The sequence below is a fragment of the Pseudomonas sp. Sample_20 genome (assembly GCF_004307585.1).
GTDB lineage: Bacteria > Pseudomonadota > Gammaproteobacteria > Pseudomonadales > Pseudomonadaceae > Aquipseudomonas > Aquipseudomonas atacamensis.
In genome coordinates this window covers 161,716-186,635 of the sequence record NZ_RCOA01000036.1, presented here as the reverse complement: position 1 = coordinate 186,635, position 24,920 = coordinate 161,716, and the positions used below count along the sequence as shown (strand labels likewise).

The following is a 24,920-nucleotide window of genomic DNA, read 5'->3' as shown; positions in this document are numbered from 1 at the left end:
CCCCATGAATGGTTGAGTCAATCAACAGAGGTGACAGGTAGGCTGACACGGGGGGATACGGATAAAACCAGGAACTGAGAGAAGCCCGGTATACGAGTTCATCACTAAAGCTGGTCAGCTCTTCGAGAGCGCAACGGATTAATGGGCCGAGTTCTGGAGACCCCATGGCGACAACACTAGAAGAAGTCAGTCAGTTTCTTTACGGCTCAGGTGAAAAGGCTCTTGGTTGGCATGGCACTCAAGACGAGTTGAGTAACCTCGCTGCGCAAGCTTTCCCCGGAAAACCATTCTGCCTAGTGAAGCAATGGATCATCGCTGATCTTCAACTCACACAGGCGGAGCAAGATCGTCTCGCATCAATGGGGCTGCTACCAAAAGCTGTTTATGCCCATGAGGTCGTCGAGGACAGCCGTCGACGTTTTGCTCCCGGCCACTGGGTGCGCACCAATTTCGGAATTTCGCATGACAACCCGTACATGTTTGAAACCAAAAGCACCGTCTACCTATTGCTTGGTGATGGTGTAAGGAAGCCAGCAGCGCTGAGTACCGTTTTCTCGTTTCGAGCGTAACTGACCCAACACTTTCACCCTCACTGCCATTCAGGCAGTGCGATTAGCCACGACTTTAAAAATTGCAGGAGCACCGTTTTGATTCGATTTGATTGTCGGCAGGTCACTGGAGTGATCGAGAAGCCACGAGTCATTGCTACTGAGCAGGGGGTGATGACCGCGCGCATCGTTATCGATGGGCAGGTGTTGCCGAACGTATTACTGCCCGGAATGATCTTCGAAGAGATTGAGGCGGGGGAGCGGGTGACCCTGTACGGCATCTTCACGAAGAAAAAAGACAAGACTGCAAACACAGCCACCATCTACGCCATGAAGGGCGAGAACGGCAAGCTGGTAGCAGCGAGGCAGTACCAGATCAAGGTGCCGGTGATGTTGATGGTCTACTCAGTACCCTTGATGATCTTGGCGTTCATTGCAGGGTGCTTCCTTTCTCCCTATCCGATTCATTTAGTCTCCGGAAGCGTTGACCCTGACTACCTAGTTCGGACTACCTTCGTTTGGGCGTTCTGGGAGGGGATCTTGGCAGGGTTGGTCATGGTGGGGATTGCGGTCAATTGGATCAGGATGAGCAATGATCCGGAGAGTTGGGCTGCGATTGACGCTGCATCGCTGTCTCAACGCTTCAGCAAGGCATTCAAATAAGTGCTTCACAGCCAGGCTTCCCCTTTGGTGGAGGCCTTCTATGCGAAGGGGAGGTGTCACATGCAAATCGATGATCTCGAGCGCGAACGGCGTCGCAAAGCAGTGGCTGAGGTTCTTGGTTGTCAGGCACTCGAAGGTATGAGGCATTCCTCTGCGCACCTTGCTGAGATGCAGCGATATGCGGATGGCCTGGTCAGTCTTGATGAGCTACTGGCGGAGTTGATTACGAGCATTCGGCAGTGCTCTCCACGGTAAGCAGCTAACTTCCAGGAAGGCCGGCTTTGAGAGTTCTTCACCGTGCTTGATTCGAACTGCCCGACAACCAGCCGGCTGACGCCGAATGATCGAGTTCTATTTCTCGATTTTGATGGGGTGCTGCACCCGGACGACGTATACCGTACCCGGAGTGGTTTGGAATTGCGTGCAGCTGGGCAACTCATGATGCATGCCGGAATACTAGTAGCGATACTCAAGGAATTTCCTCAAGTCAGACTCAGCTTATCGACAAGCTGGGTGCGCATCCTCGGTTACCGCCGTGCACGCGCTGCCTTACCGCCAGAGTTGCAGGCTCTCACCGTGAGCAGTACATGGCATTCAAGAATGCCCAAGGCGCCTTTTGAGGGCTATGACATGCACAGCCGCTATCAGCAGATCCATACTGCAGTAACCAGGGCAGGCCTGACGAATTGGCTCGCCCTGGATGATGATCCTTATGAAAGTTGGCCAGATCACGATCGAAGGTTGATTCGCACTGATCCTGACTTGGGCCTTAGCTCATTGCCGACCCAAGAGGAGTTACGGCTCAAGTTGAGAGCCATGATGGGAAAGTGAAAACACTCCCCGAAACGCTTTGGAATTGCTGCTAGGGCATGAGTTTATTACTTCAGTACCCGTATTCGTTCAGCAATTTGCGCAGGAATTCACGCCGCCTTTGAGCGATGCACAGAATGAGGTAATCACGCTCGTAGTCCTTGGTCGAGAGGTGCCCAGCATCTACAAGACCATGGATATAGCCTTCCGCTTTGCCTCTTGCTTCGAGCAGTGCCTCTATCGTGGTGCTTTGGTAAATGTCTTCAGCCAGCAGTCGCCACCGTTTCTTCTGGTGCTGTCCGACTGGGTCGTCCGAAAACTTTGGGGCGTTGATCAAAGTGTTGAAATCGGCACGTGCGTCAGGTGTGTTCAAAGCGGGTTCTCGGAACAGTGATATCTGTACCGAGGTTATCATGCGCACATTTAATGGCCTGCTGTTGGCTGGCTTACGTAGGCGCTGTCGCGAAGGAACGATTTTAATGATGGCGCAGGCTTTCGAGGGCGGCTGTGAAACCTGGAGTTCGATATGGGTCACCTCAGCCTAGAGGACATCTACCCTGAAGACGTAGAAAGCTACGGCCATATGCGGGTAGGAATGACCGATCTCTATGTAAAAGACAATCACGCCACTTATGGTGTGGTCACGCGTGGCCAATACCGCGAGCTGACCAGGAGATTGCTGCGTGACGAAGCGGTGCAAATGATCATCAGCGACAAACTGGCCGCATTACCCGAGGACTACGATCCATGGATCTGGAGGATCGAACGCAATCGTGCTTTACACGCGAGGTATGGGGATAAATTCGATCCCTGGGGAGACGACTGAAAGCGCCCACGTCCCGCTGGTGGGATTACCGCATCCCATTTCCCGATTGAACGCGTTGCGGAGTAAAGGCTAATCGCCGGCAAACTCGCCTATCCCATTATCCCTTGAGCCTGCCCTGGGAAACAAATTCTCCCCAGGCGAGAGCAGTTAACCGGCAAGCTAAGGCGCACCTCTTCCATTGAGGTATTGATCTAAACGAGCTCCAGCATCTCAAACCCAATTACACAACCATTTACATCCATTTAACGGGGGCGTCTGACAGATGCACCCGATGTCAACGCAGCCACCCATCCCATCCACCGATCTAACAGTACGCCAGCCGCCAGTCCAGCTGTGCTGCAGTCGCTTCTTCGCGCAAGCGCCTACTCCCGCAGTTGCTGCAACGCTGAGTAGCGCAAGGTTGAATCATGAATGCTGCTCGTGATCCCGAACCACATACGTCACCTCCTTTGCGTTAGACCTGCAGACACCACTAGCCCTCTATCAAGTTCATCAAATCATAGCGCAGGCGATTGATTGTTCTGTTTCCAAGCCCTAGGAGTCACACCTTCGGTTCGCACGAATGTTCGACAGAAGTGAGACTGGTCAGAGAAGCCACACTCCAGTGCAATGTCCGCAAGCAACAATCTCGACGTCTTAAGCAGCTGTTTGCCCCGCAAAATCCGCTGCTCTCGCATCCATTCTTTGGGTGAGACGAGAGTGCTTTTTTTAAACTGACGGGTGAAATGGCTACGCGATAGCGCACACGCCTGTGCGATAGCTGCTACTGAAATATCTGCGTCCAGGTTATCGAGCATCAACTGCTTGGCGCGCTGGATCTGCCAAGGCTTCAGGTGTCCGGTTTGTTTAGCCAAATCCTTAAGTGAGGGCGCGCATGTTTCCTGTTTCATCCTGATTCCTTTTTCCCCGTAGCCGGTTGATCAGCTCAATCCAGCGGTCAGTCGATGGGAAAAATTTAACGGAAGGCGCGTCGTGATGGGGGCGCAATTTTGCGCTGCTGGAGACGCAAAATTGCGCATTTTCAATAGTGTTTCCGGTGCTAGCCTTTGCTTCCCGACAACTCGATCGACATCATTCGATTCGTCATCTGCAAGGAGAACGCAATGGCTGCTTCACAACCGCACGGCAAAAACACCGCTTACTGGGGAGTCTCATGGGAGGAGGGCTACGGCTATCCCCAGGCCAGAAAAGTCGGAAACGTGATCTATATCTCGGGTCAGTTCAACCACGATGAGGAGGGTAACCTGGTTGCTCCCGCACCTTTGAACAGCGAGGGCAAACCCAGCGATTTCTCGTCGATAGGAGAGCAGATGCGCGCCTCCTACGACAACATCGCCAAGTTGCTCGCGCTGTACGGAGCAACCCTTGATGATGTTGTAGAAGAAACGCTCTACGTATTGGATATGGACGCGGCATTCGCCGTGGTAGGTGATGTGCGCAAAGCCGCATATCGCACTGAGCGGCCCCAATGCGCGAGCAATATCATTGGTGTATCCAGGTTGGCTCAACGTTCACAGCTGATTGAAATTGTCTGCAAGGCTGTCATCGGATCTAGCGCCGACTAAGAGGCGCTCCCGGTTTCGCCCTGCGCAACCGGGAGATCCAGTTGCCCTTCGATCAAAGGCTTTTGATGCGCTACGGCTGCTGCACAAAAAGTCATGAATGCTTTGACTCTCCATGACTTTCGAATGTCCTGATGCGTAAGCAGCCAGAGCTCGTCCTGTAGTTCGCGCACAACTGGCCCTACGCGTGTTAACCCAGGTGTAATGTCTCCCAGCATGCACGGGAGAAATCCATAACCAAGGCCTGCCGCAATGGCGACGCTCGCGGCCGCGACTGAGTCGGTACGATAAGAAATACAGTCGGCGCCGACTCTGTCTTCGACGTAGCTTTTGGCCTTCAGCCCACATAATCCTGCGGAATACGATACCCACGGTTGGCCTTCTGCGAACGGGGTAGTAGTCGCTTGTTTTATGCTGCCATAAGGCGCCCATGCGATCGAAGCGAGCTTGCGCCCGACTAGACTTTCGGCAGGTTTTTTGGTCGCTCTCACCGCTACGTCAGATTCATCGCGAGCCAGACTTAACGTCTCGTTGCCAACCAGAACCTCGATGGCAATTCCTTCATTTAGCGCCTTGAAGTCGGCGATGATCGGCGTGAGAAAATACAGCAGCAGGGAGTCGCTGGTAGTGATCCTAAGCTTTCCAAGCAGCCCTTGACCTGCCCGAGAAACCCGACGTGTAACGCTGACGATATCAAGCTCGACGCGTTCGGCGAGCGCTCTTAATTCAAGACCTTCGGGCGTCAGCATGTACCCAGAGCGGCGGTGGTCAAATAAAGCGACCCCAAGTGTCTTTTCCACTTGAGCCACACGACGCGATACGGTGGATACATTGATCCCCAACCTCTTTGCAGTCGTTGCTCTATTACCGCATTCGCTTAGCGTTTTGATGATTCGCAAGTCGTCCCAAGAAAGCTGACTTACAGCCTCGCTTAAATTCTGGGTGACTCCGGTTGATACGGGCGGAGTGGTTGAAGCTTTTTTTGATGATGGTTTCACGCCAAGCATCCCAAACTTAGATTGCTCATCATACGAAATGGCTGGGGGCGAACCAAGAAATCACCTCCGTGAGCGAAAGTCTATGAGGCCCAACGTGCCCATTTGATGGCCAGACACCCTATCCACCGGTCGTCCGGGTGTGTGCACTAACTACGCAGGGCAATGTCATAATGATGTCATGTGGGGGCGCCGATGCTTTTACCCACTCACTCAATATGCGTGACGCTATGCCTTCGACCGACGATTTTCGATTTAACGCCCATCACTCCCTCGTTGACCTAGATGCAGCCACAAATCACCTAATGATGCTTGTCGTCTCGCACGAGGTAACAGGCAGCCGCTGGGATGAAGCGGTGTCTCGTCACAAGCAAGCTTACGCAGCATGGGCGTCCATACTCACTGGCATTTCAACCGATCCGCTGCCTGCCCTTGATGGTCGACCGGTAGAAGGCAACAGCTCTACCGCTAAGTAGCATCCAACGCTCGAAAATCTTCAGAAATCTCCTTCTGTGGCTCCATGCCGAGGCGAAACAGCTTTTGTTGGCAATAATCGTCTGAGCCCTCCGTGACAGGTGGAGAGTGACCAGCGTTCGGCTACAGTTCAACGACTGCAGGGAGTGACGTATGAGCTGTTCAATTTGTGGGGCGTCGGCTCGGGTGCTTGAAACCAACTTTCATGGTGCGATAGTTGATTGCGTTGAGTGTGGTAGCTACGTTGTCAGCGCCGAGGTTCTCAAAAAGAAGGAATTCTCGGGAAAGGTAGTAGCTGTCCAAGCGACTAGGCTGTGGCTCGTTAGTCAGAGGCTAGGGCACAACCATAGGCCGGTAATTACTGCCGATACCGTTCGCTGGGTAAAATAATTCCTACCGAAGACGCTCTCGGTTTGATATTGCTGATGGCTGTCTTTTCTGCTTGGCCACTTTAGGCCAACAATGGCCTGGTCAGCACGAAAGCATTGCCAGCTACAGCGCTTGTCTGAATTCACGATTGCTCATATCGGTGGTTGTAAACCGATCACAAGGCTGGGAGGCTGGCGTGACATTTACCATAAGGACATGCCGAAATGAGCTCAAGGAAAATCCTCGTCACAGGTGCGGCAGGAAAAATCGGCACTGCTTTTTGGCAAGAGCGCGACGATAAATCCGATTTGCGTTTGGCCGATCTAGACGTAACTCAACTCTCGGACTCGGCACAGCGTTTCGCTCTGGATGTCCGGGATCAAGCCAGTTGTCTTCGAGCTTGCGAAGGTATCCATACCGTCATCCATCTTGCCGCTGACCCTGACCCAGACGCCGATTTCATGGACTCACTGCTTCCAGTGAACATCGTGGGCACTTACAACATGCTTTTCGCCGCAAAGGCACAAGGTTGCAAGCGCTTCATATTTGCAAGCAGCGCCCAAGTGATTGAGGGATATCCAAAGGATGCTCAAATCCAGGAATGCATGGCACCTAAACCAGGCAATCTCTACGGAGTCAGCAAGGCGTTCGGAGAAGCTTTGGCTTCGATGTATGCAAACGATGGACAGATGACGACCATCGCAGTCCGTATTGCCAACGTAGCCAAATTTCAACAAGGGCAAACCCACAGTCCCAGAGACGTTGCGGCCTTCATCAGTTTTAGAGATGTTGTTGCGCTACTCAACAATTGTGTTGAAGCCGAGCTGAAGGGTTTTCACGTTATCCATGGGGTCTCAGATAACCGATATAAGCGTCTCTCTATTGATCAGAGCAGAAAAGTTGTCGGGTATGCCCCCGTTGATGACGGGTTTGAGATATTGGAAGGAGGAGCTCAATCTGATTGAACGCAAAATACCTCCTAACCCGTTATAAGGGATGGGCTGTACCGGTGAAGTTAGGCGTTTTGTTCGGAGCCGTTCTATTTTTTCGAATGACCGCTTCTGGCCGATTACAGTCTCAAAAAGGGCGGATAACGGCCAGAGCAGACGCCACTCAATTCAGCGCGCTGTTTGTGATTGGTCTCGAAATCAGGGAACGAGCGACGAGTCCTCTTTCAAAAGCGTAACGAATCCTTCGATACCGCTTCCAGACACTTTAGCTTTTCCATCGCCTATTCTTGATCTGATTCGCATCAGGTCATAGAACACCCGCGAACCGCTCGGATACCATCAAACGAGATGATATCAACACAGCCGCACCACCAGGCGCGGCATACCGCAAATGGTGATTACGGCATCCGTTGGGTGTTCATGGCAATGAGGAGACTGTCCACTAGAGGTTCTGCGCAACGTCGCGGCGCTGTAGCGCTTGCTGTGATCTTTCGGGCGGCAGGTAGCCGCCGCTGCGGGGTTGAGTTTGCGGACAGACGGCAGGAACAGTGCCCACTGCCATAGGTGACAAAAAATTGATGAGCAACTATGGTTGGCATCAGTTTGCTATCCGTAATCCGAACGTAGAGGGATCTAATGTCAAAGACACCGCGCCCCGTTGAGTTGGGTAATTTTGTCTGCAAGTTCGGCAGCAAAAATCTCCTCGATTATTTCGAGACTGTTGTCTATCCAGCTTTTGCTGATGATGGCCTGCTGCGGAAGTACAGTGATACGAAATACTTTTTTGATAAAGTTGAGTTGATAACCATCGACGGCAGAGTTCTACTGGTCGGTAGATTCATAAAAGATATGATTCTGGAACGGGAACAGATTTACAAGCAGTCTCAGGGTTTGGTAGAAGATCACGATGAAATGCAGTCCTCTCCGTCAGCAATATTTGTGCTGGTTCTGGATGTCCATCGCTTGATCTATTTGAAAGAAACTAAATTGGCACCCACTCTGGAAAATTTTAAATCAACCATTGAGAGTTTCATCAAGGCAAAACACAAACTGTACATTGATAGTCTCGCCGAGGAAAGTAAGGCGGCGGGAAACCGGGTGACGAAGAAGAAATTACTAGTTGAGCATTTTCCGCCGACACTAGATATAATTCCTTTGACATCAGCTCACAATGTGGAAGATTTCATTCGGCAGTATGAAGTGCTCAGCTCCGTGACCTATAAGTTTTCAGATAGGAACGATGAACTGGACAACGAAGGGTTTTTCCGGGCAGTTCAGAGACAGAAAGACGAGGTAGGCAGTCGTACCACGACAATCAAGCACTCAAGCCCAGAGGGGCTAGAGAAGGAGGCCGTGATCGAAGAGGTTCAGGCTGCAACAGTTCAGGGTAACCAGCGGGTGGTGATGGTGGGAAAAGATTCATCTGGAAACACCGTTAGGGGTGACAATAACGATTTCCAGCTCAAAACCTCGATTGAGGTTACCAGTCACACACCGGTTCGTATCGCAAAAAAAATGTTTGGTAAATTTTTGGAACTTCTGGGTGATGGTTTGATTCAAGTCGAAAACCCGCCCAAACATGCGCGTGAAAAACTAGCTCCCTATCGAGACAATGACAATGATTAACGATGATCTGTCGGCCAAGGCTTTGACGGAGGAGAAAAGCCTGTGGGCCGTCTATCTTAGGGCTCGCCGGATCCCATTCAACTCTTTCAATATTTGGACAACAATCGCCGTTGTGGGTCTCGTGACCGCTCAATACTGCGTTTTAGAAATATCTCTTGATGAAAAACTTAAAATAGTGAGGGAATTTTCGTCAATCGCGATGGGGATTGTCGTCTCTGTGCTTGGGTTTCTTTTGGCGGGGTTTACAATCTTCGCCACCATTAGCCAACCCGATATGTTAGTTGCTATGTCGAGGCACCGTCACGAGAAATCCGGCTTATCATATTTGAAGAATAATTTTTTTATTTTTATACGGATCTTCATCTATTACTTGGTATATACCGTGACTTGCTTACTGATAACAGTTTTCGGGGTTAAGGGGGGGCTATTGTACAAGCTGATCTCTATGTCGCCGATTGGGTGCCATATCGAAGAGTGGCTTGTAGGTGTCTCATATGTTTTTCTTTATGGAGGAATGTTCTTTCTTATGATGCAGCTTAAGTCCTTTATCTACAACGTTTATCTGTCAGTGATGACCGCTATCAGGTGGAGGGCTATGCAAGATTAATGAGGAAGAGGTGATTCCCGAATATCCGCTTCCGGCCAATAGCGGACAATTCAGCGCTGGCCAAACAGATCTCCACTGAGGCTCGGCTCTGCCTTCAAAATCTAGAGCGATTCATGTACACCACAAAAATCAATCCCTAAAAAGAAAGTTCATGAAATTTAAGAAATTTAAGAAATTTAAGAAATTTAAGAAATTGAGATGCCGCTTGAGTTGTTTAAAAATGAAAAAGCAAAGCTTTTTTTTCTTGTAGCGTTTCTAATACTATTCTCGCCTATTGCAATTTATTCCTATCAGTTTGGCTTTGGGATATGGACTGCTCATGAAGACTGGTCGCGGATGGGTGGCGCGTTGGGTGGACTCTATAGCCCCATGATAGCGTTGTTGACTTTGGCCCTGCTCTATCGGCAGCAAAAATTTTCCGAGTCGAGCCATGAAAAGAATGTCCGCACCGAACGCGTTCGCAACGCAGTAAATAAGGGCGAGACAAATGTAATGCTGGCAGCTAAGGCCCTAGAAAAGTTGACTGACCAAGATCTACGTCAGTTTCGCGCCCTATTGGAAAGCTATGTTGAGCAACGAGACGAGCAAGGAAAAGAACGAGTCTTTGAAGCCCTTCAGACCTATCGCTATCAACTTGCAAGTATTTGGAGAGCTGGCAGTACAATCCATCATATGAGAGATATCGGAATTGACATGAGTGCTCATATTTCAGATCTAAGGGGATACGCGGCAAGCATCATGGATTTGGATACTCTTCTAGCACACGACGCCTTTACAAGGTGCTTTATGAACAATCCTACATATTATTCATTCGATGTATCTGAGGAGGAAAAAAACGACATTGAAAGGCGATGCCGTGAGCTTTATCCGAAACAATAAAAACACCATAATAGCCCGAGTGTTAATGGCTGCTTTTGGCCGATATCTACCAACCGGTACCGGCAGCTATCGGCCAAAACCTGTCGTTTGCCGTAAGTTAAATAGCGCTTACTGCTGATTGCCGGTACATGTGAATACACGGTAAGGTTGGAAAATAATCCCCGATTTGGGCGGCCCTTTTCGTGGCGTATAACGATGAAAATATCTCTATACGCACTAACAATAAGCACGGCCCGTGCAAATCGAGTAATTTTTCAGGTAAATTTGGTCGCGCACCAGGTCGAGCAAACGTGGTTTTTCATGGCGTATAATTTCCCTAAATGTTCATAAGAACGCTGAAAGCCTTGGTATAAGCACGGATAGCCAGAGGAACATGGAATGTTATAAAACGTCCCCCGATAGATTAGTTTTGCACCATTTTATGTCCATTATAGTTAGCTTTATCAGGAACAGCCATGACTCCAACAGAAATACAAGACCTAGCAGACCGCATCTGTAGCATCCTAATCTCACATGCTGCACATGGCTTAGCTACCTCATCCCTAGTGGGTATGGGAGAAATCACTCTTCGCGATAGTCTAATTGTTGCAGCAGCTGCAACCGGAGCACAGATAAAACAGGCTTGGGTACTTAAGAGAGAGGTTTTGCCTGCTGGCTGGTCTGACTCAGCCGTTGACTTGATTGTATATCGCCAAGGCAACCAAGGAGCAATGAAAGAGGTCGGCGGAGTTGAGCTTAAGTGGTGGCGACAAGAGGACAAAGGGAACGCTTCTAATCGCCGCAGAGACTTGATTAAGGACTTTATTAGAGCTGCATCTTTATACCCTGCCATGGATGACTTTACCTTTGTAGCTCTTTTGTCCACAGAGGTATCATGGACATCCACAACAACTACTACGGCGGCAGATGCAAGGGCAATGGGTTTGCTCACTGCTAATGGCTCTAAAGTCTGGAATTTGAAAAAATTATCTAATTCCCCTGGAGTAAAAGGATCGATCAAATTTCTCAATGGAAAGGTTCCTATTCCAAATATTTTCCACTCAAAGCTTTTAAGTACTCTAGAACTGCACATTGCATCTGGGCGTTCGGCGTTCGCAAAAGTTTGGCTAGTAAAAAAACCACAAAACACACGTTTCCTAACAACACAGGAAATAAGCGACATACTGCAGTGAGCAAGCTAACAACTTAGATTCCACGATGGGAACGTGGCGAGCATGATGATGCTGGTAGTGTGGGAATTATCGAGTCGCGATGAATGGCAGCTTTTGGCCGTAAGCAGCCGTTCAAGGCTGCTCGTTTCTGCGGCGGTAGATGCCCATCTCGTGGTCGCTACTTTGCTCTCACCGTCCACAGCTGATCTAACTTCGTCGTGTAACTTTGACTCATCAGCTCCCGACGCATTGCCCAACCAGGCGCGGCAGGCACGCTGGCTAAACGCAGCACTCCCTTTCCCCAGCGACTATTGATCTCATCCAGCACACCCATCACCTTGTCTGCCATCGCCGGCTGGGATTGCGCGAACAGGTCGTCAGTGAATTCGCCAGGCTGCCGCAGATCCATCAGCAAGACTTCCGCCTTGCTGTACTTGTAGCCGGGACGAAAGAGACGATTGACCGCTTCGGTCGCAGCCTTCGTCATCAGCCGCACGTCGTTGGTCGGGTACGGCAATTCCACCAAGGCGCCATTCGCATATTTCGCTTCCTCAGGATTGAACATGCCGGTGCGAATGCTCACGCGGATCTTCTTGCACAGCGAGTTTTGCGCTCGGAGCTTTTCCGACGCGCGTTGTGTGTAGGTAGCGACCGCTTCCTTGATCGGCTCAATCTGCGTGAGCCGCGTGCCGAACATCCTGCTGCAGCAAATCTCTTGCTTGGGTGGGTCAGCTTCCCCCAGTTCCAAACATGGGGTACCGGCTAGCTCGCGAGCCGTTTTCTCGATCACCACGCTGAATTTCTGACGAAGCATCCACGGATCGGCTTTTGCCAAGTCCATTGCAGTCTTGATGCCCAGTGTTTCCAGATGAGACTTCATGCGCTTGCCAATGCCCCAGACTTCGCCGACGTCGGTGTTGCGCAGCGTCCAGTCGCGTTTGAACGGATCGCACAAATCCACTACGCCGCCGGTGATATCGAGCAGCCGTTTGGCTGTGTGGTTGGCGAGCTTGGCCAGTGTCTTCGTGCGCGCGATCCCCACCCCAACTGGAATGCCTGTGCGCTTAAGAAGGGTGGAGCGCATGTGCCTGCCGAACGCGGACAGATCTCCAGGCATGCCAGTCAAATCAGCAAATGCTTCATCAATGCTGTAGACCTCAAGTGCCGGCACCATCGATTCGATGATCGTCATGACGCGCTCACTCATGTCGCCGTACAGAGCGTAATTGCTGCTGAAGGCCACGATTCCATGCCGGCGTAGATGGTCTTTGATCTGGAAGTACGGCTGCCCCATTTTTACGAACGGCTTGGCGTCGTAGCTACGTGCGATCACACAGCCGTCATTGTTGGACAGCACCACGATAGGTGTCTTGGCGAGGTCGGGTCTAAAGACGCGCTCGCAGCTCGCGTAAAACGAGTTGCAGTCGATCAGGGCGAAGACAGGTTCACGTATTGTCATGATCGCGCACGCTGTATTTCACAACGCCCCAGATCACAAGCTCATCGCCTTCCATGACATGTCTAGCCGGATATTTTGGGTTCTCTGACACAAGCAACACGGCGTTCTCGCGCAGAAGCAGGCGCTTGCAGAAGGGCTCCGAATTCAACGCGGCAATAACGATATCGCCACTGACCGCTTCGATGCTTCGATCGACGATCACCACATCCCCGGAATAGATGCCCGCGCCCTGCATGCTATCCCCATCAATCCTCACCAGATACACGTGCGGCGCCCTGATATCGAACAGCTCATCCAGGGAAATGTGCTTTTCGATGTGGTCAGCCGCAGGGGAAGGGAAGCCCGCCGGTACCTTGGATGAATAAAGGGGCAGCTGCTTACCGCCAGTAGCAAGTGGGCCGAGGAGGGTGATGCTCATGATGCAAGCCTTAGGAGATTAACTGTACAAGTATACAGTTAACGATTTGGTTCGCTTGCGGTCAATCTCATAGGCACGACAATTCGACGGGTGACAGCATGTGCGGACGCTACTCGATCTACGAATCGATGGATCACTACCTCAAGGAGCTTGCGCCAAGGCAGTTGGTGATCAATGGCTATGACCTCTGGCCAGTCGAGCGATACAACGTCGCCCCGTCGACGCGGGTGGAAATCATCCGGCCGGTTCGGGATGGTTTGAGCGTTGATAAGGTCAGATGGGGCTGGGCGCCATTCTGGGCGAAGGGAAAGCGTCCTGACCCGATCAACGCGAGAGTCGAGACCGTCATCACCGGCAAGTTCTTCAATCAGCTCTGGCCAAACGGACGCGTACTCGCGCCGGCGAACGGCTGGTTCGAGTGGGTCAAGGACGAAGAAGATCCGAAGAAAAAACAGCCGTATTTCATCACTCTGAAAGAGCAAATTCCCATGTTCTTCGCAGGGTTGGCCGAGGTGCACGAAGGAATGGAGCCGGATGATCGCGACGGCTTTGTCATCATCACCGCTGCGAGTGACGAAGGCATGGTCGATATCCACGATCGCAAACCCCTGGTCTTATCGCCTCAGCACGCCCGTGAATGGGTCGATCCCGACACTTCACCTGAACGAGCTCGCGAACTCGCAATGGAGCACTGCAGGCCTGCTACGGATTTTCACTGGTACAAGGTTGGCAAGGATGTGGGGAATGTTCGTAATCAGGGCTCGCACCTGATTAAGCCACTATCTCTGGCTTCGGATGTTGACGACTGACTAAAACCGAGAGTCGACAGTATTCGTGGGCGGAACGACGAGCTCTCCACAATTATTTGGAATTATGGCCGAGCCATAATTATCGCGAATTGATAATTTTCCCTAGCCCGGTTACGAAGCGGGCACGAAATGCAGAACTGCAATACACTCTTAGTTACCTATCTAATCGAGACCTGTCATGTCCAAACTCGCAGAATTCCGCCAGCTCGAAAAACACCTCGCCGAACAGCTTCAGGCCCTGGAAGCCCTCAAGGGCGATGCAGGCCTCAAGAAAGAAATTGAGTTCGAAACAAAGCTGCGTGACTTGCTCGCAAAATACGGCTACAGCCTCAAGGACGTGATCAATCTGCTTGATCCACAGCCGAGTCGGCGCGCTACAGCTGTCGAGTCCAAAGTTGGCAGTCGCAAGCCCCGTCAGTTGAAGGTTTATAAAAATCCACACACGGGCGAAGTCGTAGAAACCAAGGGCGGTAATCACAAAACGCTCAAGGAATGGAAAACAAAGCACGGCGCAGCGACTGTTGAGTCTTGGCTGACAAAATGATCTTGGCTTGAATTAAAAAAAGGCCCGCGAGGGCCTTTTTTCATCTGACATAATGATAAATCAACAGTTTTGTACTCATGCTAAGTCTGAGTAATCCGCTTAGCCACATGTTCCCCGAACGATTTACAGCCTAGTGTTCCTCCGATATCGCCAGTGCGCAACTCAGGCACCTCTAATACCGCATCTACTGCTGCGGTTATGGCGTTTGATGCACTAACGCATCCGCTATGCTGATGACGGTTGCCCATCCATTCAAGCAGCATGGCCACAGAGAGAATCATCGACACTGGATTGGCTTTATCTTGGCCGGCAATATCTGGGGCAGATCCATGTTGGGCCTGCGCGCAGCAGTATTTTTCACTGGCCATAATCGACCCGGCAAGGCCAAGACTGCCTGACAATTCACTGGCCAGGTCGCTAAGAATGTCGCCGTAGAAGTTGGTAGTTACCAACACATCGAAACGTTCCGGGTTGCGTACGAGGTGCGCAGTACACGCATCTACCAACAAGTCATCAAGCTGCACATCAGGGAAGTCTTGGCTGACGCTGCGTACACAGTTCATGAACAAGCCATCGGTCATGTGGAAACTGTTGACCTTGTGGACAGCGGTAACCTTATTTCTTCTAACTGACGCAAGTTCGAAGGCGCGGCGTGCGATCCTTTCGCAGCACTGACGCGTGATCTTGCGAGTAGAGAGTGCCATATCTGGCGTCGGCATCACCTCACCCCAACCCCGACTCATATTGCGATCAGGATAAAAACCTTCGGTCGCCTCACGCATGATCACCAAGTCCATGGTTCTCCCTTCACGCAAATTCGACTGCAAGAAGGGGCGCGTTCTGGCGGGTCGGATGTTCGCATATAGATCCAGGCCTGTGCGGAAGGCTGCGGAGATATTGCGACCTCCCTTTTCCGGTGGAGGATAGTCTGCATGAGACTGAGTACCTAGGATAATGCCAGCGTACCTCTTCGCTTTTTCCAACACCTCATCGCGCAAAGTAGTGCCGTACTTTTCAAGGCTGGTGAAGCCGACATCGTCATGATCAAAGCTCAGTCCTAATCTGAATCTCTCGTTTGCCGCCGAGAGTACAGACAGGGAAGAATCCACAATTTCGGGCCCAATACCATCACCCGACAGCACTAATAAACGCATAGCCTTAGCTCCTTGGCTGGCACGAAGCACCAGCCGAGTTCATTTTTTACGTTGCGACTGAGTAGAGGGGAAACAAACCCAATAACATCGAAGACATCATGATGAGTAGGGATAGCGCGAGTGACCATTTGAACGTGTATTTCTGATGGTCGCTGAATTCCACGCCGGCGAGACCCACGAGTAAGTAAGTGGAGGCTACCAGTGGGCTGAGTAGGTGCACCGGCTGACCCGCCATAGACGCGCGTCCTATTTCTGCGGCGGAGATACCGTATGCCTCTGCAGCATGAGCCAGCACTGGGAGTACGCCGTAATAGAACGCATCGTTAGACATGAAGAAGGTGCCGGGAATGCTGATCAAGGCGGTGATCGGTGCGAGATAAGCACCCCACGACTCAGGTAAAGCCCACAGAAGCGTGTCGGACATGGCTTTTACCATTCCCGTCCCGGACAAGATGCCCGCAAAAATACCTGCTGCTAGGAAGATGGCTATCTGATTAAGTGCGGTCGGCGCATGAGCGGCAATACGTCGACGTTGGTCATCAATGCTGGGGTAGTTGATCACCAGAGCAACCGAGAAAGCCATCATGAACAGGATTGGCAGCGGCAGAAGCTCCACTACTAGGCAACCCATCAATGCTATGGTCAGAATCGCATTGAGCCAAAACATTTTAGGACGACGCAGTTCTGCGTTTTCGGCACTGAGTGTCATCAGGTCAGACATATCTTCATCTGCGCCCTGGGCGTAACGACCGCTTCGTTCAGTGGGTAATTTGAGCGTGCCTAACCGTCGGCGTTCTTGCATCCCTAAGTAAAAAGCAAGCAGAACTACGCCGGCAAAGCTGATGAGCATTGAGGGGATTAAAGGCAGGAACAGCTCTGTAGTTTCGACTTGCAGCGCTGCAGCGGCGCGTGCGAGCGGCCCTCCCCAAGGTAATAGGTTTGTCACACTCGCCGCCAATATGACCACGCAGGGAAGAATCAGTGGATTGAGCCCAAGTCTTCTGAATAAGGGCAGCATCGCTGTCAGCGTAATCATGTAGGTTGTAGAACCGTCGCCGTCGAGCGAAACCATGCCGGCCAATATTGTCGCGAACACCACGGCTTTGGCTGGATCGCCTTTGATCAGGCGAATGAACGTTTTGATAATGGGATCGAAGAGGCCGGTATCGAACATCATCCCGAAATAGAGGATGGCGAACATGACCATAACTGCAGTGGGTGCGACCTTGCGCAACCCCTCGATCATCATGGTGCCCATGTCGCCAGTGAACCCAGCCATCATGGCAAAGATGATGGGGATGATTGTCATGGCTACCAAGGGTGCGAGCCGCTTGGTCATGATCAATGTCATGAACACCACAATCATGCCGTAGCCAAAAAAGGACAGCATTGAATTCTCCTGATCAGGATTATTTTTATAAGGAGGTGATTACGTGGAGCGCCGGCTTCATGTCATGTGTAACCCGCCGTTCACGGCGAAATCGGCACCCGTGACGAACGAAGATTCTTCTGACGCTAGCCATGCACACATCGCCGCGACTTCTTCGGGCTTACCGAGACGTTTCATGGGGATGTCTTCCACGATCTTGTCCATCAAGGACGTGTGGGTGATTGATTTGAGCCGTTCAGTGCCTATGTAGCCCGGGGAAACGGTATTTACGGTAACTCCACGGTGGGCAACCTCCCTTGCAAGGGCTCGAGTGAACCCACGAATTGAGGACTTTGCCGTGGTGTAGTTCACTTGGCCGATGTGGCCTAGTTGCGCATTCACCGTTGAAATATTGATAATCCGGCCCCACCGTCTTGAGCCCATCCCGTCAACAACTTGCTTAGTCACGTTGAACAGCGAATTGAGGTTGGTATCAATAACGGTTTGCCAGTCGTTCGGAGACATGTCCTTGAAAACCACATTGCAAGTGGTGCCGGCATTGTTTACCAGCACGTCGATAGGGCCCACTTCGCTTACGATCCTGTCAAAGGCAGCCACTGTAGAGTTCCAATCCGCTACGTTGCCTTCACATGCAATGAACTCAAATCCCAGCTTTTTGTTTTTCTTCAACCACGCGTCCTTAATCGAAGAATCTGGCCCGCAGCCAGCTACGACTATGAAACCGTCTTTATAAAGTCGCTGACAGACAGCGGTGCCAATCCCACCCATTCCACCTGTTACGAACGCGATTCGTTTGGACATGAGCAGTCCTCCTAAATGACAAGGTGCATCGGAAGTTCGAGTTATCGGAGCTCTTCGTCGGATCAGATCGGTAATCGGCATCCCGTTTACCGCCAGTAGACGAAGGCCTAAAAAGTCATTCGACGGTTCGGCCTGGGTGGAGGCTGCCCATGACTTTCAGTCGAGGGAAATTGATTCGGGGTATCTGGAGGATTCTATTCATGGCGTGCCTCTTTTATTGTTTTCATGAACTGGCTGAGTCTTCATCCTAGAGGCGTGCCGACCACATTTGAATTGGTCATTAGGTAACGAAGCCTTCTCCAAATGAGAATGCTAAAGAAAAAAGGGAGAGTGAATCGGCCAGCTTTAGGATCCATGAATGGCAGCGTTTTACCACCGGTGCGCGGTGGGTAATCAGTAGCGACCCGCGATGTTCTGCGAAGGCTTGCCGTCCAGGGGGATATATGAGGTAGGTATGAGAGCAGGTCTGGGCGCTGCAGGCCTGCTAGGCCTAGACGAGCGCCACCATGAGCCTTAGGAGGGCGAAATGGATAGCAGCTAGCAGTGAGCGCAGCTGCTATTCATTACCCAGCAGGTACCATACAGAGGGCGGGCTCGCTTCCCTATCAAGAAAGAGCATCGATGCAAATGACCAAAGGAAAAGGATGAGCTCTTGCCTGCTTCATAACAAGCGCTGAGCCGACTCTTCAACACCTGCACCTGCACCTGCACCTCCACGAAGCGCGTAAAGCTTCCTGTGTGCATGAGGACAGATAGTCAAAGCGAAATCGCTGAAGCTTTTCCAGCTCTCTGCCTATCGGAGCGTGCCACTCAGCAGCGTGATGTTCAGTGCCGTTGCTCGTTCAGCGTTGGCCCCACGCGAACATCCCCTTGGCCGCTGGCAAGTAATGCATTTAAAACAAAACCGCTGGATATCTTGCGATCCAAAAATGCTCGTACGTATTCAGCTCCGGCCTTGCGTCCTTTTGGTACCGCCATTGCCTGGCGGATTTCAGTGAAGCTGTCCGCTAGCACACGATAGCCTTCGTTCTTGTCTGCAAATGCCTCTAAGGGCTGACGAACGCCAGCGGCGGCCTCCAAACCCTGCTCCAAAAACCATTCCACAGCTGCGGCGGATGTCGGTGCACGAACCAGTTCCGCAGCGGACAGCGTACGGCTTAGATACAAGTCGTACGCTGCGCCTTTTCCAACGGCAAGTCGCGCACCCAAGTGATCAAGCTGAGCTACTGATTGGTACACGCTTGCTGCATGCACCAGGTACGTGCCCTCAATGATTACGTAGGGGTGACTGAACTCGATTTCCGCTGAGCGCACGGGCTCAATAGCCAGGAACGCCAGATCCCAGGCCGACTCGGTTAAAGCGGCGAATACTTTGCCCGCAGCATCGAATGTCACGAAATCGATAGCCACGTTTAATTCGCCGGCCAGTGCTTTGGCTAACTGAGTCGATACGCCTGCAGGGTTGCCGCTCATGTCGCGCTGAGCCAACACCGGATTTCCGAAGTTGATCGCGACACGCAAGACACCTGTAGGAGCTAAGTCAGCCAGAACGCTTGAATCTAAAGTATTCATAGGTGCTTCTCTGCAATAGTCGGGTGTTTATGGTTGGTGGTCTCGCCGTTATGGAATCGCATCAACAGCGTCATCACGAAGGCTATCGCCAGCAAACCGCTAAGAAAGAGCAATCCCATGGATGCACTATTGGTAGATCCTTTGATCATGCCAATCGCGAAAGGCCCGACGAATCCTCCGAGATTACCGATCGAATTGATCACAGCTACAGAGACGGCTGCCGTAGATCGGCTCAGGAAGAGCGTTGGGAGTGCCCAAAAAGGCGACTTGAAACTGTAAAGGCCTGCTAGCGCCAGGCTAATCATGCCGATGGCGACGATTGGATCGCTCACCATACTTGCACCAACCATCGCGACCATTGCGACAGCCAATGGTATAGCGCAATGGAGTTTGCGCTCGCCGTACCGGTCGGAGCTTCGTGACCAACCTATCATCATCACCGTCGCGAAGATGTAAGGCACCATCGCGATCATGCCGATTTGGGTATGGGTCAAGGAATCCGAGAATCCCTTGATAATTTGCGGCATCCAGTAACCGACACCCAAACTGCCACATTGATACACAAAATAGATGAAGGATAAGTACAGCACTTTAGGATTGGTCATGGCCTTGAATGCGCCAAAATGCTTCACATTCTTGCGCGACTGACGATCACGTTCCAGTTCGGCCAGTAGCCACTCTTTTTCATCGTGTTTAAGCCATTTCGCCAGTTCTGGTTTGTCCGTCAGATAGAAAAAGCACGCCACTCCCAGGAATACTGCTGGGATGCCTTCCAGAAACAGCATCCAGCGCCAGCCGCTCCAGCCGAACCAATGAATGTTGTCCATGATCCAGGTACTGAGGGGCGCCCCTATGATGTAGGAAACGGGAATCGCTGCGGTAAAAAGCGCGACCGTAGTGGCTAGCTCCTTGGAGCGAAACCAATAAGTAAGATAGACGATGATGCCTGGGAAAAACCCGGCCTCGGAGACCCCGAGTAGAAAACGCAAGACATACAGATGCGTAGATGTCTGCGCGAATGCCGTGGCGGCGGCGATAATGCCCCAGGTCACGAGGATGCGGGCTATCCATACCCTGGCACCGTAGCGATTGAGCAAAACATTACTTGGGACTTCAAACAGAAAATAACCGATGAAAAATATCCCGGAAATAAATCCGAACGCCTCACTGGTTAGCGCCAAATCTGCGTTCATCTGGAGCGCGGCGTAACCAATGTTGGCGCGATCCAAGTAGGACACGATATAGAGCAGGAACACGAAAGGGATGATACGCAGCGTAACTTTGCGCACCACCGCCTTTTCAAAGGCTGGGTTTTCGGTAGACATCGGGCCTCACGGGGCCGCTTCGAGGCGGCCTGCATTGTTCTTGTTCGTGGTTGTAAGCGCGTTATCGAAAGAGCCGGCAACTAGCGCTTGCAGGACATCAAGATCGTTGCGAGGGGGAAAAAATCATGCACACTGGGCTGCCGGTAGATGTCTGGTAACCTGTGGCCCGCAACGTGCCCTGCTCTTGATCTACGGAAAATGTGACGATGCTGTCGCTGTCTTCATTCAGCGCCATCAGATAGCGTCCATTAGGAGTCAGTGTAAAAAAGCGCGGCGTACATCCTCCGCTGTAAACTGCCTCCCTGAAGCCAAGCAAGCCGTTTAACGGGTCGACGGCGAAGACGGCAATGCTGTCGTAACCACGATTGGATGCGTAGACAAAGCGTCCTGCACGATCTACGTGAATTCCCGCCGCTCTGCTATTGCCGGTAAAGCTTTGCGGCAACGTAGTCAGAACTTGTTTCGGGCAAAGTGTCCCGCTTTCGGCGTCGTAATCGTAGGTGGTCACAGTCGAATCAAGCTCGTTGACCACGTACGCAAGATTCCCTTGGGGGTGAAAGGCCACATGGCGGGGGCCGGCTGTTTCACGAGCAGCAATTACCGGCGTCGCGGCAGCGCCAAGGCGTCCTGCGGAGAAGGGGAAAGCGAAGACTTTGTCCAAACCTTTGTCCGGCACTATGACGTAGCGACCGCTATCATCAAATAAGCCGTAATGGGGCTTGGCATGAGGCTGTTCGACTCGATGCGGGCCAGGCTCACCCACGATCTCCAACAGTTGACTCAACGGGGCGAGGCTACCGTCATCTTGAACAGGCAAAACGGCAATGCTTGCGCCAATATGATTGGTCACGATCAGATACCGCTCTGATGGATCCAGCGCCAGGTGCACCGGGTTCTTACCTTGCGTGCTCTGCGTATTCAAGAAGGTCAGCTGCCCGCTGCGTTTGTCTACGCGAAAAGCGCTAACGTCGCTCTGATCACCGTGAACCGTGTAGAGCGTGTCTGCGCTGCTATTGAGAGCGAGGAACGATGGATTGACCAAGTCATGTACTACTTGAACCAGCTCCAAGGTTCCTTCGTCCTGGTTCACAGCGTAGACACTGATACCTTCTCCACGCGCGTTGCGCTCACGAGTGGTGCGGCTACCGACATAGGCGTACATAGCATTCTCCATGGTCAATGCCATCAGGCGTGGGCAGGGCTGTCTGCGCGGCGAAGCATCTTGCGCACCACGTATGGCAGTATTCCGCCTTGAGACAGATAGATGAGCTCCTGGCGGGAGTCGAGGTTGAGCTGCAGATCAACATGTTGCTCCTGCTTACCAGTTCGCTCGATACGCAAAGTGATGATGTTCATGCCAACAGCCAGTTGCTCGAGCCCATTGAATGTCAGCTGTTCATGCCCTTCGAGCGACAGATCCTGAGCGCTAGTACCCTCGACGAACGTCAGTGGCAAAATACCCATACCGATCAGATTACTGCGGTGAATTCGTTCGAAGCTACATGCTACGACGGCACGCACGCCGAGCAATGCCTGCGCTTTCGCTGCCCAGTCGCGGCTGGAGCCTGCGCCGTAGTTAATTCCGCCGAACACAACCAGCGGTATCCTTTCTGCCAAGTAACTCGCAGAAGCCTCATAAACTGGCAGCACCTGTTGACCATCTGCTGTCCATGCCCAGGCTCCTAAGCCAGGCTGCTCACCGAGTAACAAATTGCGCACCGAGCGGTTGGTGAATGCACCCCGCAGCATGACCTCATGATTGCTACGTCGCGTTGAGTATTGGTTAAGGTCGACTGGATTTTCGCCATGCTCAATAAGCCACTTCCCGGCTAGGCTATCTCTAGGTATAGAACCAGCGGGCGAGATGTGGTCGGTGGTGACGTTGTCGCCCAAAACCATGAGAATCCTGGCATTGTCGATTGCCAAGGTTTTTGGTGGCTCAGCTTCAATACTTTCTAAGTAGCGTGGCCGGCGGAGATAGGTCGAGGACGGATCCCATGGAAACTGGGTGCTTCCTGTTGCACTGAGCGCCTGCCAATGATGAGTTCCGTCCCATACCGTCCGCAGACGCTCCGCAAAGAATTCTGGCTTTACTACGCGGCTAGCGAGTTCGGCAACTTCTTCATCGCTTGGCATGAGCTCGCTGAGATATACGTCCCGTCCATTGCTGTCTTGGCCCAATGGCTGATTGACTAGATCAACATGGATATCGCCCGCTATGGCGTACGCGACCACCAACGCAGGGGAGGCAAGGTAGCCTGCAGGCACCTTGGGGTTCACCCGTCCTTCAAAATTCCGGTTGCCCGATAGCACAGCTACGCCCTTGAGTCCCTGTTCGGCAAAGGCTTCGACGTGATATTCCAGGCTGCCCGAGTTACCAATGCAGGTCATGCATCCGAAGCCGGCAAGATCGAAGCCCAGGGCGGCGTAGTCCTCGAGCAGTTTGGCTTCACGCAGGTAGTCGGCTACTACCTGGGAGCCTGGCGAAAGGGAGGTCTTCACCCAAGGTTTACGGGTAAGTCCCATATTTCGCGCCTTGCGTGCCAGTAGGCCTGCCTGAATCATCTGTGCCGGATTGGCCGTATTTGTGCAACTGGTGATAGCCGCTATGACCACCGCGCCGTGACCAATAGGCTCTCCAAAACTTGGCTCTTCAAATTGGTCAGGAGCGGTAGTTGCGATCAACTGGGCGCCGATAACGTGCTCGTCAAATGACGAACCTGCTTGCGCTAAAGGCTGACGCTGATGAGGCTGGTGCGGGCCAGCAACGCTTGGTTCAAGGCTTGCGAGATCCAAGTCAATCACATCTGCAAATACAGGCTCTGGTGCGTGCGAACGTCGCCATAACTGCTGGGTTTCCATGTAACGCTCAGCTTTGGCGCGCAGGGCTGGGGAACGACCGGAAAGCTTCAGATAGCGGGACGTTTCATTGTCGAATGGGAAAAACACCACGGTTGCGCCGTATTCAGGCGCCATATTGGCTACGGTGCCTCGGGTAGCCCAGGTGAGATTGTCCAAGCCGGGGCCGCAGAATTCTACAAACTTTCCGACTACTTTGCGTTTGCGAAGAATCTCGGCAACGTAGAGAGAGAGATCTGTCCCCGTAACTCCTGGGCGCAGCGCATTGGTTACGCGGATCCCTATCACTTCTGGAAAACTGATCGGTACTGGCTCCCCCAGCATGGCGGCTTGCCCTTCAAGCCCACCAACGCCCCAGCCGAGGATACCGATAGCGTTGATCATGGGGGTATGGCTATCGGTAGCGACCATATCGTCCGGGTGCAACAGACGTTCGCCTTCCGGGCCAACACTCTCCCAGACAACTTGAGCCATCGCCTCCATGTTCATCTGATGGATGATGCCAGTGCCTGGAGGAATGACCTTGAAGTTTTCCAGGCTTTTCTGGGCCCATTTGATGAACTGATAGCGCTCGCCGTTGCGGCGGAAGTCGATGTCCAGATTCGCTTCTACTGCATCCGGATCGGCATAGCGCTCGACGATGACCGAGTGATCAATGGCTAGCACAGCGGGAATGACCGGATTCACTCGCTCAGGATCACCACCTAGCTCCGCTACCCGGTCTCGCATCCCTGCAAAGTCTGCAAGCGCAGGCAGGCATGTAGTGTCATGGAACATAAGACGATTGGGGAAGAACGGAGCTTCACAGGCCGGCCCTTTACGAACAGCACAAGCGAGTACCGATTCGAGAGCTTCAGGCGAGCAGCGTGCTACGTTTTCCAGCAACAAACGAATCGAGTAGGGAAGGCTCTCTAACTCTGACTGGGTCAGAAGCTTGCGAAGGTCAACATAGAAGTAACGCTCTTCAGCTATATCGAGAATACTTAAGTAAGACTTGGCGGTAAGGGTCATGATTGTCTCGTTCTTGTGCGGGCAATGTGATGCCCTAATGACCCGATCCTAGGGGCACAGGAGAGAAACGAAAATTGGTCATTCGCCAAGCCAGCGTTCGTGAGAGGAGAACGCTCCG

General features: G+C 52.1%; 24 protein-coding genes. 12 read left to right on the top strand and 12 right to left on the bottom strand.

All coding sequences use genetic code 11. From position 1 onward, the window contains the following. Positions 1–164: 164 nt before the first annotated feature. The 3 genes from D8U70_RS09970 to D8U70_RS09960 all read left to right on the top strand — a co-directional run bounded on the left by D8U70_RS09970 (position 165) and on the right by D8U70_RS09960 (position 2,042). Positions 165–569: a hypothetical protein gene (locus D8U70_RS09970; RefSeq protein WP_130928788.1), complete on the top strand. Its 405-nt coding sequence runs from the start codon at positions 165–167 to the stop codon at positions 567–569. Between the two features lie 78 nt (positions 570–647). Further along, positions 648–1,211, top strand: coding sequence for a hypothetical protein (locus D8U70_RS09965; protein ID WP_130928787.1), 564 nt, complete (start codon positions 648–650; stop codon positions 1,209–1,211). Between the two features lie 297 nt (positions 1,212–1,508). Continuing rightward, a complete protein-coding gene (locus D8U70_RS09960; RefSeq protein WP_241664644.1) occupies positions 1,509–2,042 on the top strand; it encodes an HAD domain-containing protein in 534 nt (177 codons plus the stop codon). A 52-nt stretch (positions 2,043–2,094) separates the two neighbouring features. On the opposite strand, the gene D8U70_RS09955 is transcribed toward D8U70_RS09960, so the two are convergent. Continuing rightward, a complete protein-coding gene (locus D8U70_RS09955; protein WP_130928786.1) occupies positions 2,095–2,394 on the bottom strand; it encodes a hypothetical protein in 300 nt (99 codons plus the stop codon). A gap of 153 nt (positions 2,395–2,547) precedes the next feature. Here D8U70_RS09955 and D8U70_RS09950 point away from each other — a divergent pair, with 153 nt between their 5' ends. After that, positions 2,548–2,847, top strand: coding sequence for a hypothetical protein (locus tag D8U70_RS09950; RefSeq protein WP_130928785.1), 300 nt, complete (start codon positions 2,548–2,550; stop codon positions 2,845–2,847). Positions 2,848–3,344: 497 nt separating this feature from the next. Here D8U70_RS09950 and D8U70_RS09945 read toward each other — a convergent pair whose 3' ends face one another. Beyond that, a complete protein-coding gene (locus D8U70_RS09945) occupies positions 3,345–3,737 on the bottom strand; it encodes an AraC family transcriptional regulator (RefSeq protein WP_130928784.1) in 393 nt (130 codons plus the stop codon). A 213-nt stretch (positions 3,738–3,950) separates the two neighbouring features. Between D8U70_RS09945 and D8U70_RS09940 the strand changes: the two genes are divergently transcribed. Next, positions 3,951–4,412, top strand: a complete 462-nt coding sequence (locus tag D8U70_RS09940) for a Rid family hydrolase (protein ID WP_130928783.1) — start codon at positions 3,951–3,953, stop codon at positions 4,410–4,412. Here the strand turns inward: D8U70_RS09940 and D8U70_RS09935 are convergent. Continuing rightward, complete coding sequence (locus D8U70_RS09935) at positions 4,409–5,416, bottom strand: LysR family transcriptional regulator (protein ID WP_130928782.1); 1,008 nt, start codon at positions 5,414–5,416, stop codon at positions 4,409–4,411. The genes D8U70_RS09940 and D8U70_RS09935 overlap by 4 nt on opposite strands. Before the next feature lie 1,055 nt (positions 5,417–6,471). Here D8U70_RS09935 and D8U70_RS09925 point away from each other — a divergent pair. The 5 genes from D8U70_RS09925 to D8U70_RS09905 all read left to right on the top strand — a co-directional run bounded on the left by D8U70_RS09925 (position 6,472) and on the right by D8U70_RS09905 (position 11,481). Continuing rightward, on the top strand, positions 6,472–7,212 hold the full coding sequence (locus D8U70_RS09925) for an NAD(P)-dependent oxidoreductase (RefSeq protein WP_130928780.1): 741 nt from the start codon (positions 6,472–6,474) through the stop codon (positions 7,210–7,212). 621 nt (positions 7,213–7,833) lie between these two features. Next, positions 7,834–8,823 (top strand): hypothetical protein, encoded by a 990-nt coding sequence (locus D8U70_RS09920; RefSeq protein WP_130928779.1) that lies wholly within the window; start codon positions 7,834–7,836, stop codon positions 8,821–8,823. Beyond that, positions 8,816–9,430 carry a hypothetical protein gene (locus D8U70_RS09915; RefSeq protein ID WP_130928778.1) on the top strand — a complete coding sequence of 205 codons (615 nt, stop codon included), beginning with the start codon at positions 8,816–8,818 and terminating at the stop codon, positions 9,428–9,430. Before D8U70_RS09920 ends, D8U70_RS09915 begins: the two co-directional genes overlap by 8 nt. 198 nt (positions 9,431–9,628) lie before the next feature. Then, complete coding sequence (locus D8U70_RS09910) at positions 9,629–10,309, top strand: hypothetical protein (RefSeq protein WP_130928777.1); 681 nt, start codon at positions 9,629–9,631, stop codon at positions 10,307–10,309. A gap of 455 nt (positions 10,310–10,764) precedes the next feature. Continuing rightward, a complete protein-coding gene (locus D8U70_RS09905) occupies positions 10,765–11,481 on the top strand; it encodes a hypothetical protein (protein WP_130928776.1) in 717 nt (238 codons plus the stop codon). Between the two features lie 157 nt (positions 11,482–11,638). Here D8U70_RS09905 and umuC read toward each other — a convergent pair whose 3' ends face one another. Both umuC and umuD read right to left on the bottom strand, forming a co-directional pair. Beyond that, positions 11,639–12,919, bottom strand: coding sequence for a translesion error-prone DNA polymerase V subunit UmuC (gene umuC / locus D8U70_RS09900; RefSeq protein ID WP_130928775.1), 1,281 nt, complete (start codon positions 12,917–12,919; stop codon positions 11,639–11,641). Further along, positions 12,906–13,337 (bottom strand): translesion error-prone DNA polymerase V autoproteolytic subunit, encoded by a 432-nt coding sequence (umuD, locus tag D8U70_RS09895; protein WP_041478810.1) that lies wholly within the window; start codon positions 13,335–13,337, stop codon positions 12,906–12,908. Before umuD ends, umuC begins: the two co-directional genes overlap by 14 nt. Before the next feature lie 98 nt (positions 13,338–13,435). On the opposite strand from umuD, the gene D8U70_RS09890 reads away from it, so the two are divergent. Then, entirely contained in the window at positions 13,436–14,146 is a 711-nt protein-coding gene (locus D8U70_RS09890) for an SOS response-associated peptidase family protein (RefSeq protein ID WP_130928774.1), read from the top strand. Positions 14,147–14,324: 178 nt separating this feature from the next. Beyond that, positions 14,325–14,690, top strand: coding sequence for a histone-like nucleoid-structuring protein, MvaT/MvaU family (locus tag D8U70_RS09885; RefSeq protein WP_081932507.1), 366 nt, complete (start codon positions 14,325–14,327; stop codon positions 14,688–14,690). 80 nt (positions 14,691–14,770) lie between these two features. Here the strand turns inward: D8U70_RS09885 and D8U70_RS09880 are convergent, their stop codons facing one another. The 7 genes from D8U70_RS09880 to acnA all read right to left on the bottom strand — a co-directional run bounded on the left by D8U70_RS09880 (position 14,771) and on the right by acnA (position 24,802). Continuing rightward, positions 14,771–15,844, bottom strand: coding sequence for an isocitrate/isopropylmalate dehydrogenase family protein (locus D8U70_RS09880; protein ID WP_130928773.1), 1,074 nt, complete (start codon positions 15,842–15,844; stop codon positions 14,771–14,773). Between the two features lie 46 nt (positions 15,845–15,890). Continuing rightward, positions 15,891–17,234, bottom strand: coding sequence for a CitMHS family transporter (locus D8U70_RS09875; RefSeq protein ID WP_126363223.1), 1,344 nt, complete (start codon positions 17,232–17,234; stop codon positions 15,891–15,893). A gap of 57 nt (positions 17,235–17,291) precedes the next feature. Continuing rightward, on the bottom strand, positions 17,292–18,035 hold the full coding sequence (phbB, locus tag D8U70_RS09870) for an acetoacetyl-CoA reductase (RefSeq protein ID WP_130928772.1): 744 nt from the start codon (positions 18,033–18,035) through the stop codon (positions 17,292–17,294). An 825-nt stretch (positions 18,036–18,860) separates the two neighbouring features. Next, positions 18,861–19,607, bottom strand: coding sequence for a transporter substrate-binding domain-containing protein (locus D8U70_RS09865; RefSeq protein ID WP_130928771.1), 747 nt, complete (start codon positions 19,605–19,607; stop codon positions 18,861–18,863). After that, positions 19,604–20,932: an MFS transporter gene (locus D8U70_RS09860; protein WP_130928770.1), complete on the bottom strand. Its 1,329-nt coding sequence runs from the start codon at positions 20,930–20,932 to the stop codon at positions 19,604–19,606. Before D8U70_RS09860 ends, D8U70_RS09865 begins: the two co-directional genes overlap by 4 nt. Before the next feature lie 97 nt (positions 20,933–21,029). Beyond that, positions 21,030–22,094: a beta-propeller fold lactonase family protein gene (locus D8U70_RS09855; RefSeq protein ID WP_130928769.1), complete on the bottom strand. Its 1,065-nt coding sequence runs from the start codon at positions 22,092–22,094 to the stop codon at positions 21,030–21,032. 23 nt (positions 22,095–22,117) lie between these two features. Next, entirely contained in the window at positions 22,118–24,802 is a 2,685-nt protein-coding gene (acnA, locus tag D8U70_RS09850; protein ID WP_130928768.1) for an aconitate hydratase AcnA, read from the bottom strand. Positions 24,803–24,920 lie beyond the last annotated feature (118 nt).

Excerpts from the sequence above, each read along its gene's own strand:
- D8U70_RS09970 (WP_130928788.1), top strand. The coding sequence starts at position 165 with ATGGCGACAACACTAGAAGAAGTCAGTCAGTTTCTTTACGGCTCAGGT.
- D8U70_RS09950 (WP_130928785.1), top strand. The coding sequence starts at position 2,548 with ATGGGTCACCTCAGCCTAGAGGACATCTACCCTGAAGACGTAGAAAGC.
- D8U70_RS09945 (WP_130928784.1), bottom strand. The coding sequence starts at position 3,737 with ATGAAACAGGAAACATGCGCGCCCTCACTTAAGGATTTGGCTAAACAA.
- D8U70_RS09940 (WP_130928783.1), top strand. The coding sequence starts at position 3,951 with ATGGCTGCTTCACAACCGCACGGCAAAAACACCGCTTACTGGGGAGTC.
- D8U70_RS09935 (WP_130928782.1), bottom strand. The coding sequence starts at position 5,416 with ATGCTTGGCGTGAAACCATCATCAAAAAAAGCTTCAACCACTCCGCCC.
- D8U70_RS09925 (WP_130928780.1), top strand. The coding sequence starts at position 6,472 with ATGAGCTCAAGGAAAATCCTCGTCACAGGTGCGGCAGGAAAAATCGGC.
- D8U70_RS09920 (WP_130928779.1), top strand. The coding sequence starts at position 7,834 with ATGTCAAAGACACCGCGCCCCGTTGAGTTGGGTAATTTTGTCTGCAAG.
- D8U70_RS09915 (WP_130928778.1), top strand. The coding sequence starts at position 8,816 with ATGATTAACGATGATCTGTCGGCCAAGGCTTTGACGGAGGAGAAAAGC.
- D8U70_RS09910 (WP_130928777.1), top strand. The coding sequence starts at position 9,629 with ATGCCGCTTGAGTTGTTTAAAAATGAAAAAGCAAAGCTTTTTTTTCTT.
- D8U70_RS09905 (WP_130928776.1), top strand. The coding sequence starts at position 10,765 with ATGACTCCAACAGAAATACAAGACCTAGCAGACCGCATCTGTAGCATC.
- umuC (WP_130928775.1), bottom strand. The coding sequence starts at position 12,919 with ATGACAATACGTGAACCTGTCTTCGCCCTGATCGACTGCAACTCGTTT.
- umuD (WP_041478810.1), bottom strand. The coding sequence starts at position 13,337 with ATGAGCATCACCCTCCTCGGCCCACTTGCTACTGGCGGTAAGCAGCTG.
- D8U70_RS09890 (WP_130928774.1), top strand. The coding sequence starts at position 13,436 with ATGTGCGGACGCTACTCGATCTACGAATCGATGGATCACTACCTCAAG.
- D8U70_RS09885 (WP_081932507.1), top strand. The coding sequence starts at position 14,325 with ATGTCCAAACTCGCAGAATTCCGCCAGCTCGAAAAACACCTCGCCGAA.
- D8U70_RS09880 (WP_130928773.1), bottom strand. The coding sequence starts at position 15,844 with ATGCGTTTATTAGTGCTGTCGGGTGATGGTATTGGGCCCGAAATTGTG.
- D8U70_RS09875 (WP_126363223.1), bottom strand. The coding sequence starts at position 17,234 with ATGCTGTCCTTTTTTGGCTACGGCATGATTGTGGTGTTCATGACATTG.
- phbB (WP_130928772.1), bottom strand. The coding sequence starts at position 18,035 with ATGTCCAAACGAATCGCGTTCGTAACAGGTGGAATGGGTGGGATTGGC.
- D8U70_RS09865 (WP_130928771.1), bottom strand. The coding sequence starts at position 19,607 with ATGAATACTTTAGATTCAAGCGTTCTGGCTGACTTAGCTCCTACAGGT.
- D8U70_RS09860 (WP_130928770.1), bottom strand. The coding sequence starts at position 20,932 with ATGTCTACCGAAAACCCAGCCTTTGAAAAGGCGGTGGTGCGCAAAGTT.
- D8U70_RS09855 (WP_130928769.1), bottom strand. The coding sequence starts at position 22,094 with ATGTACGCCTATGTCGGTAGCCGCACCACTCGTGAGCGCAACGCGCGT.
- acnA (WP_130928768.1), bottom strand. The coding sequence starts at position 24,802 with ATGACCCTTACCGCCAAGTCTTACTTAAGTATTCTCGATATAGCTGAA.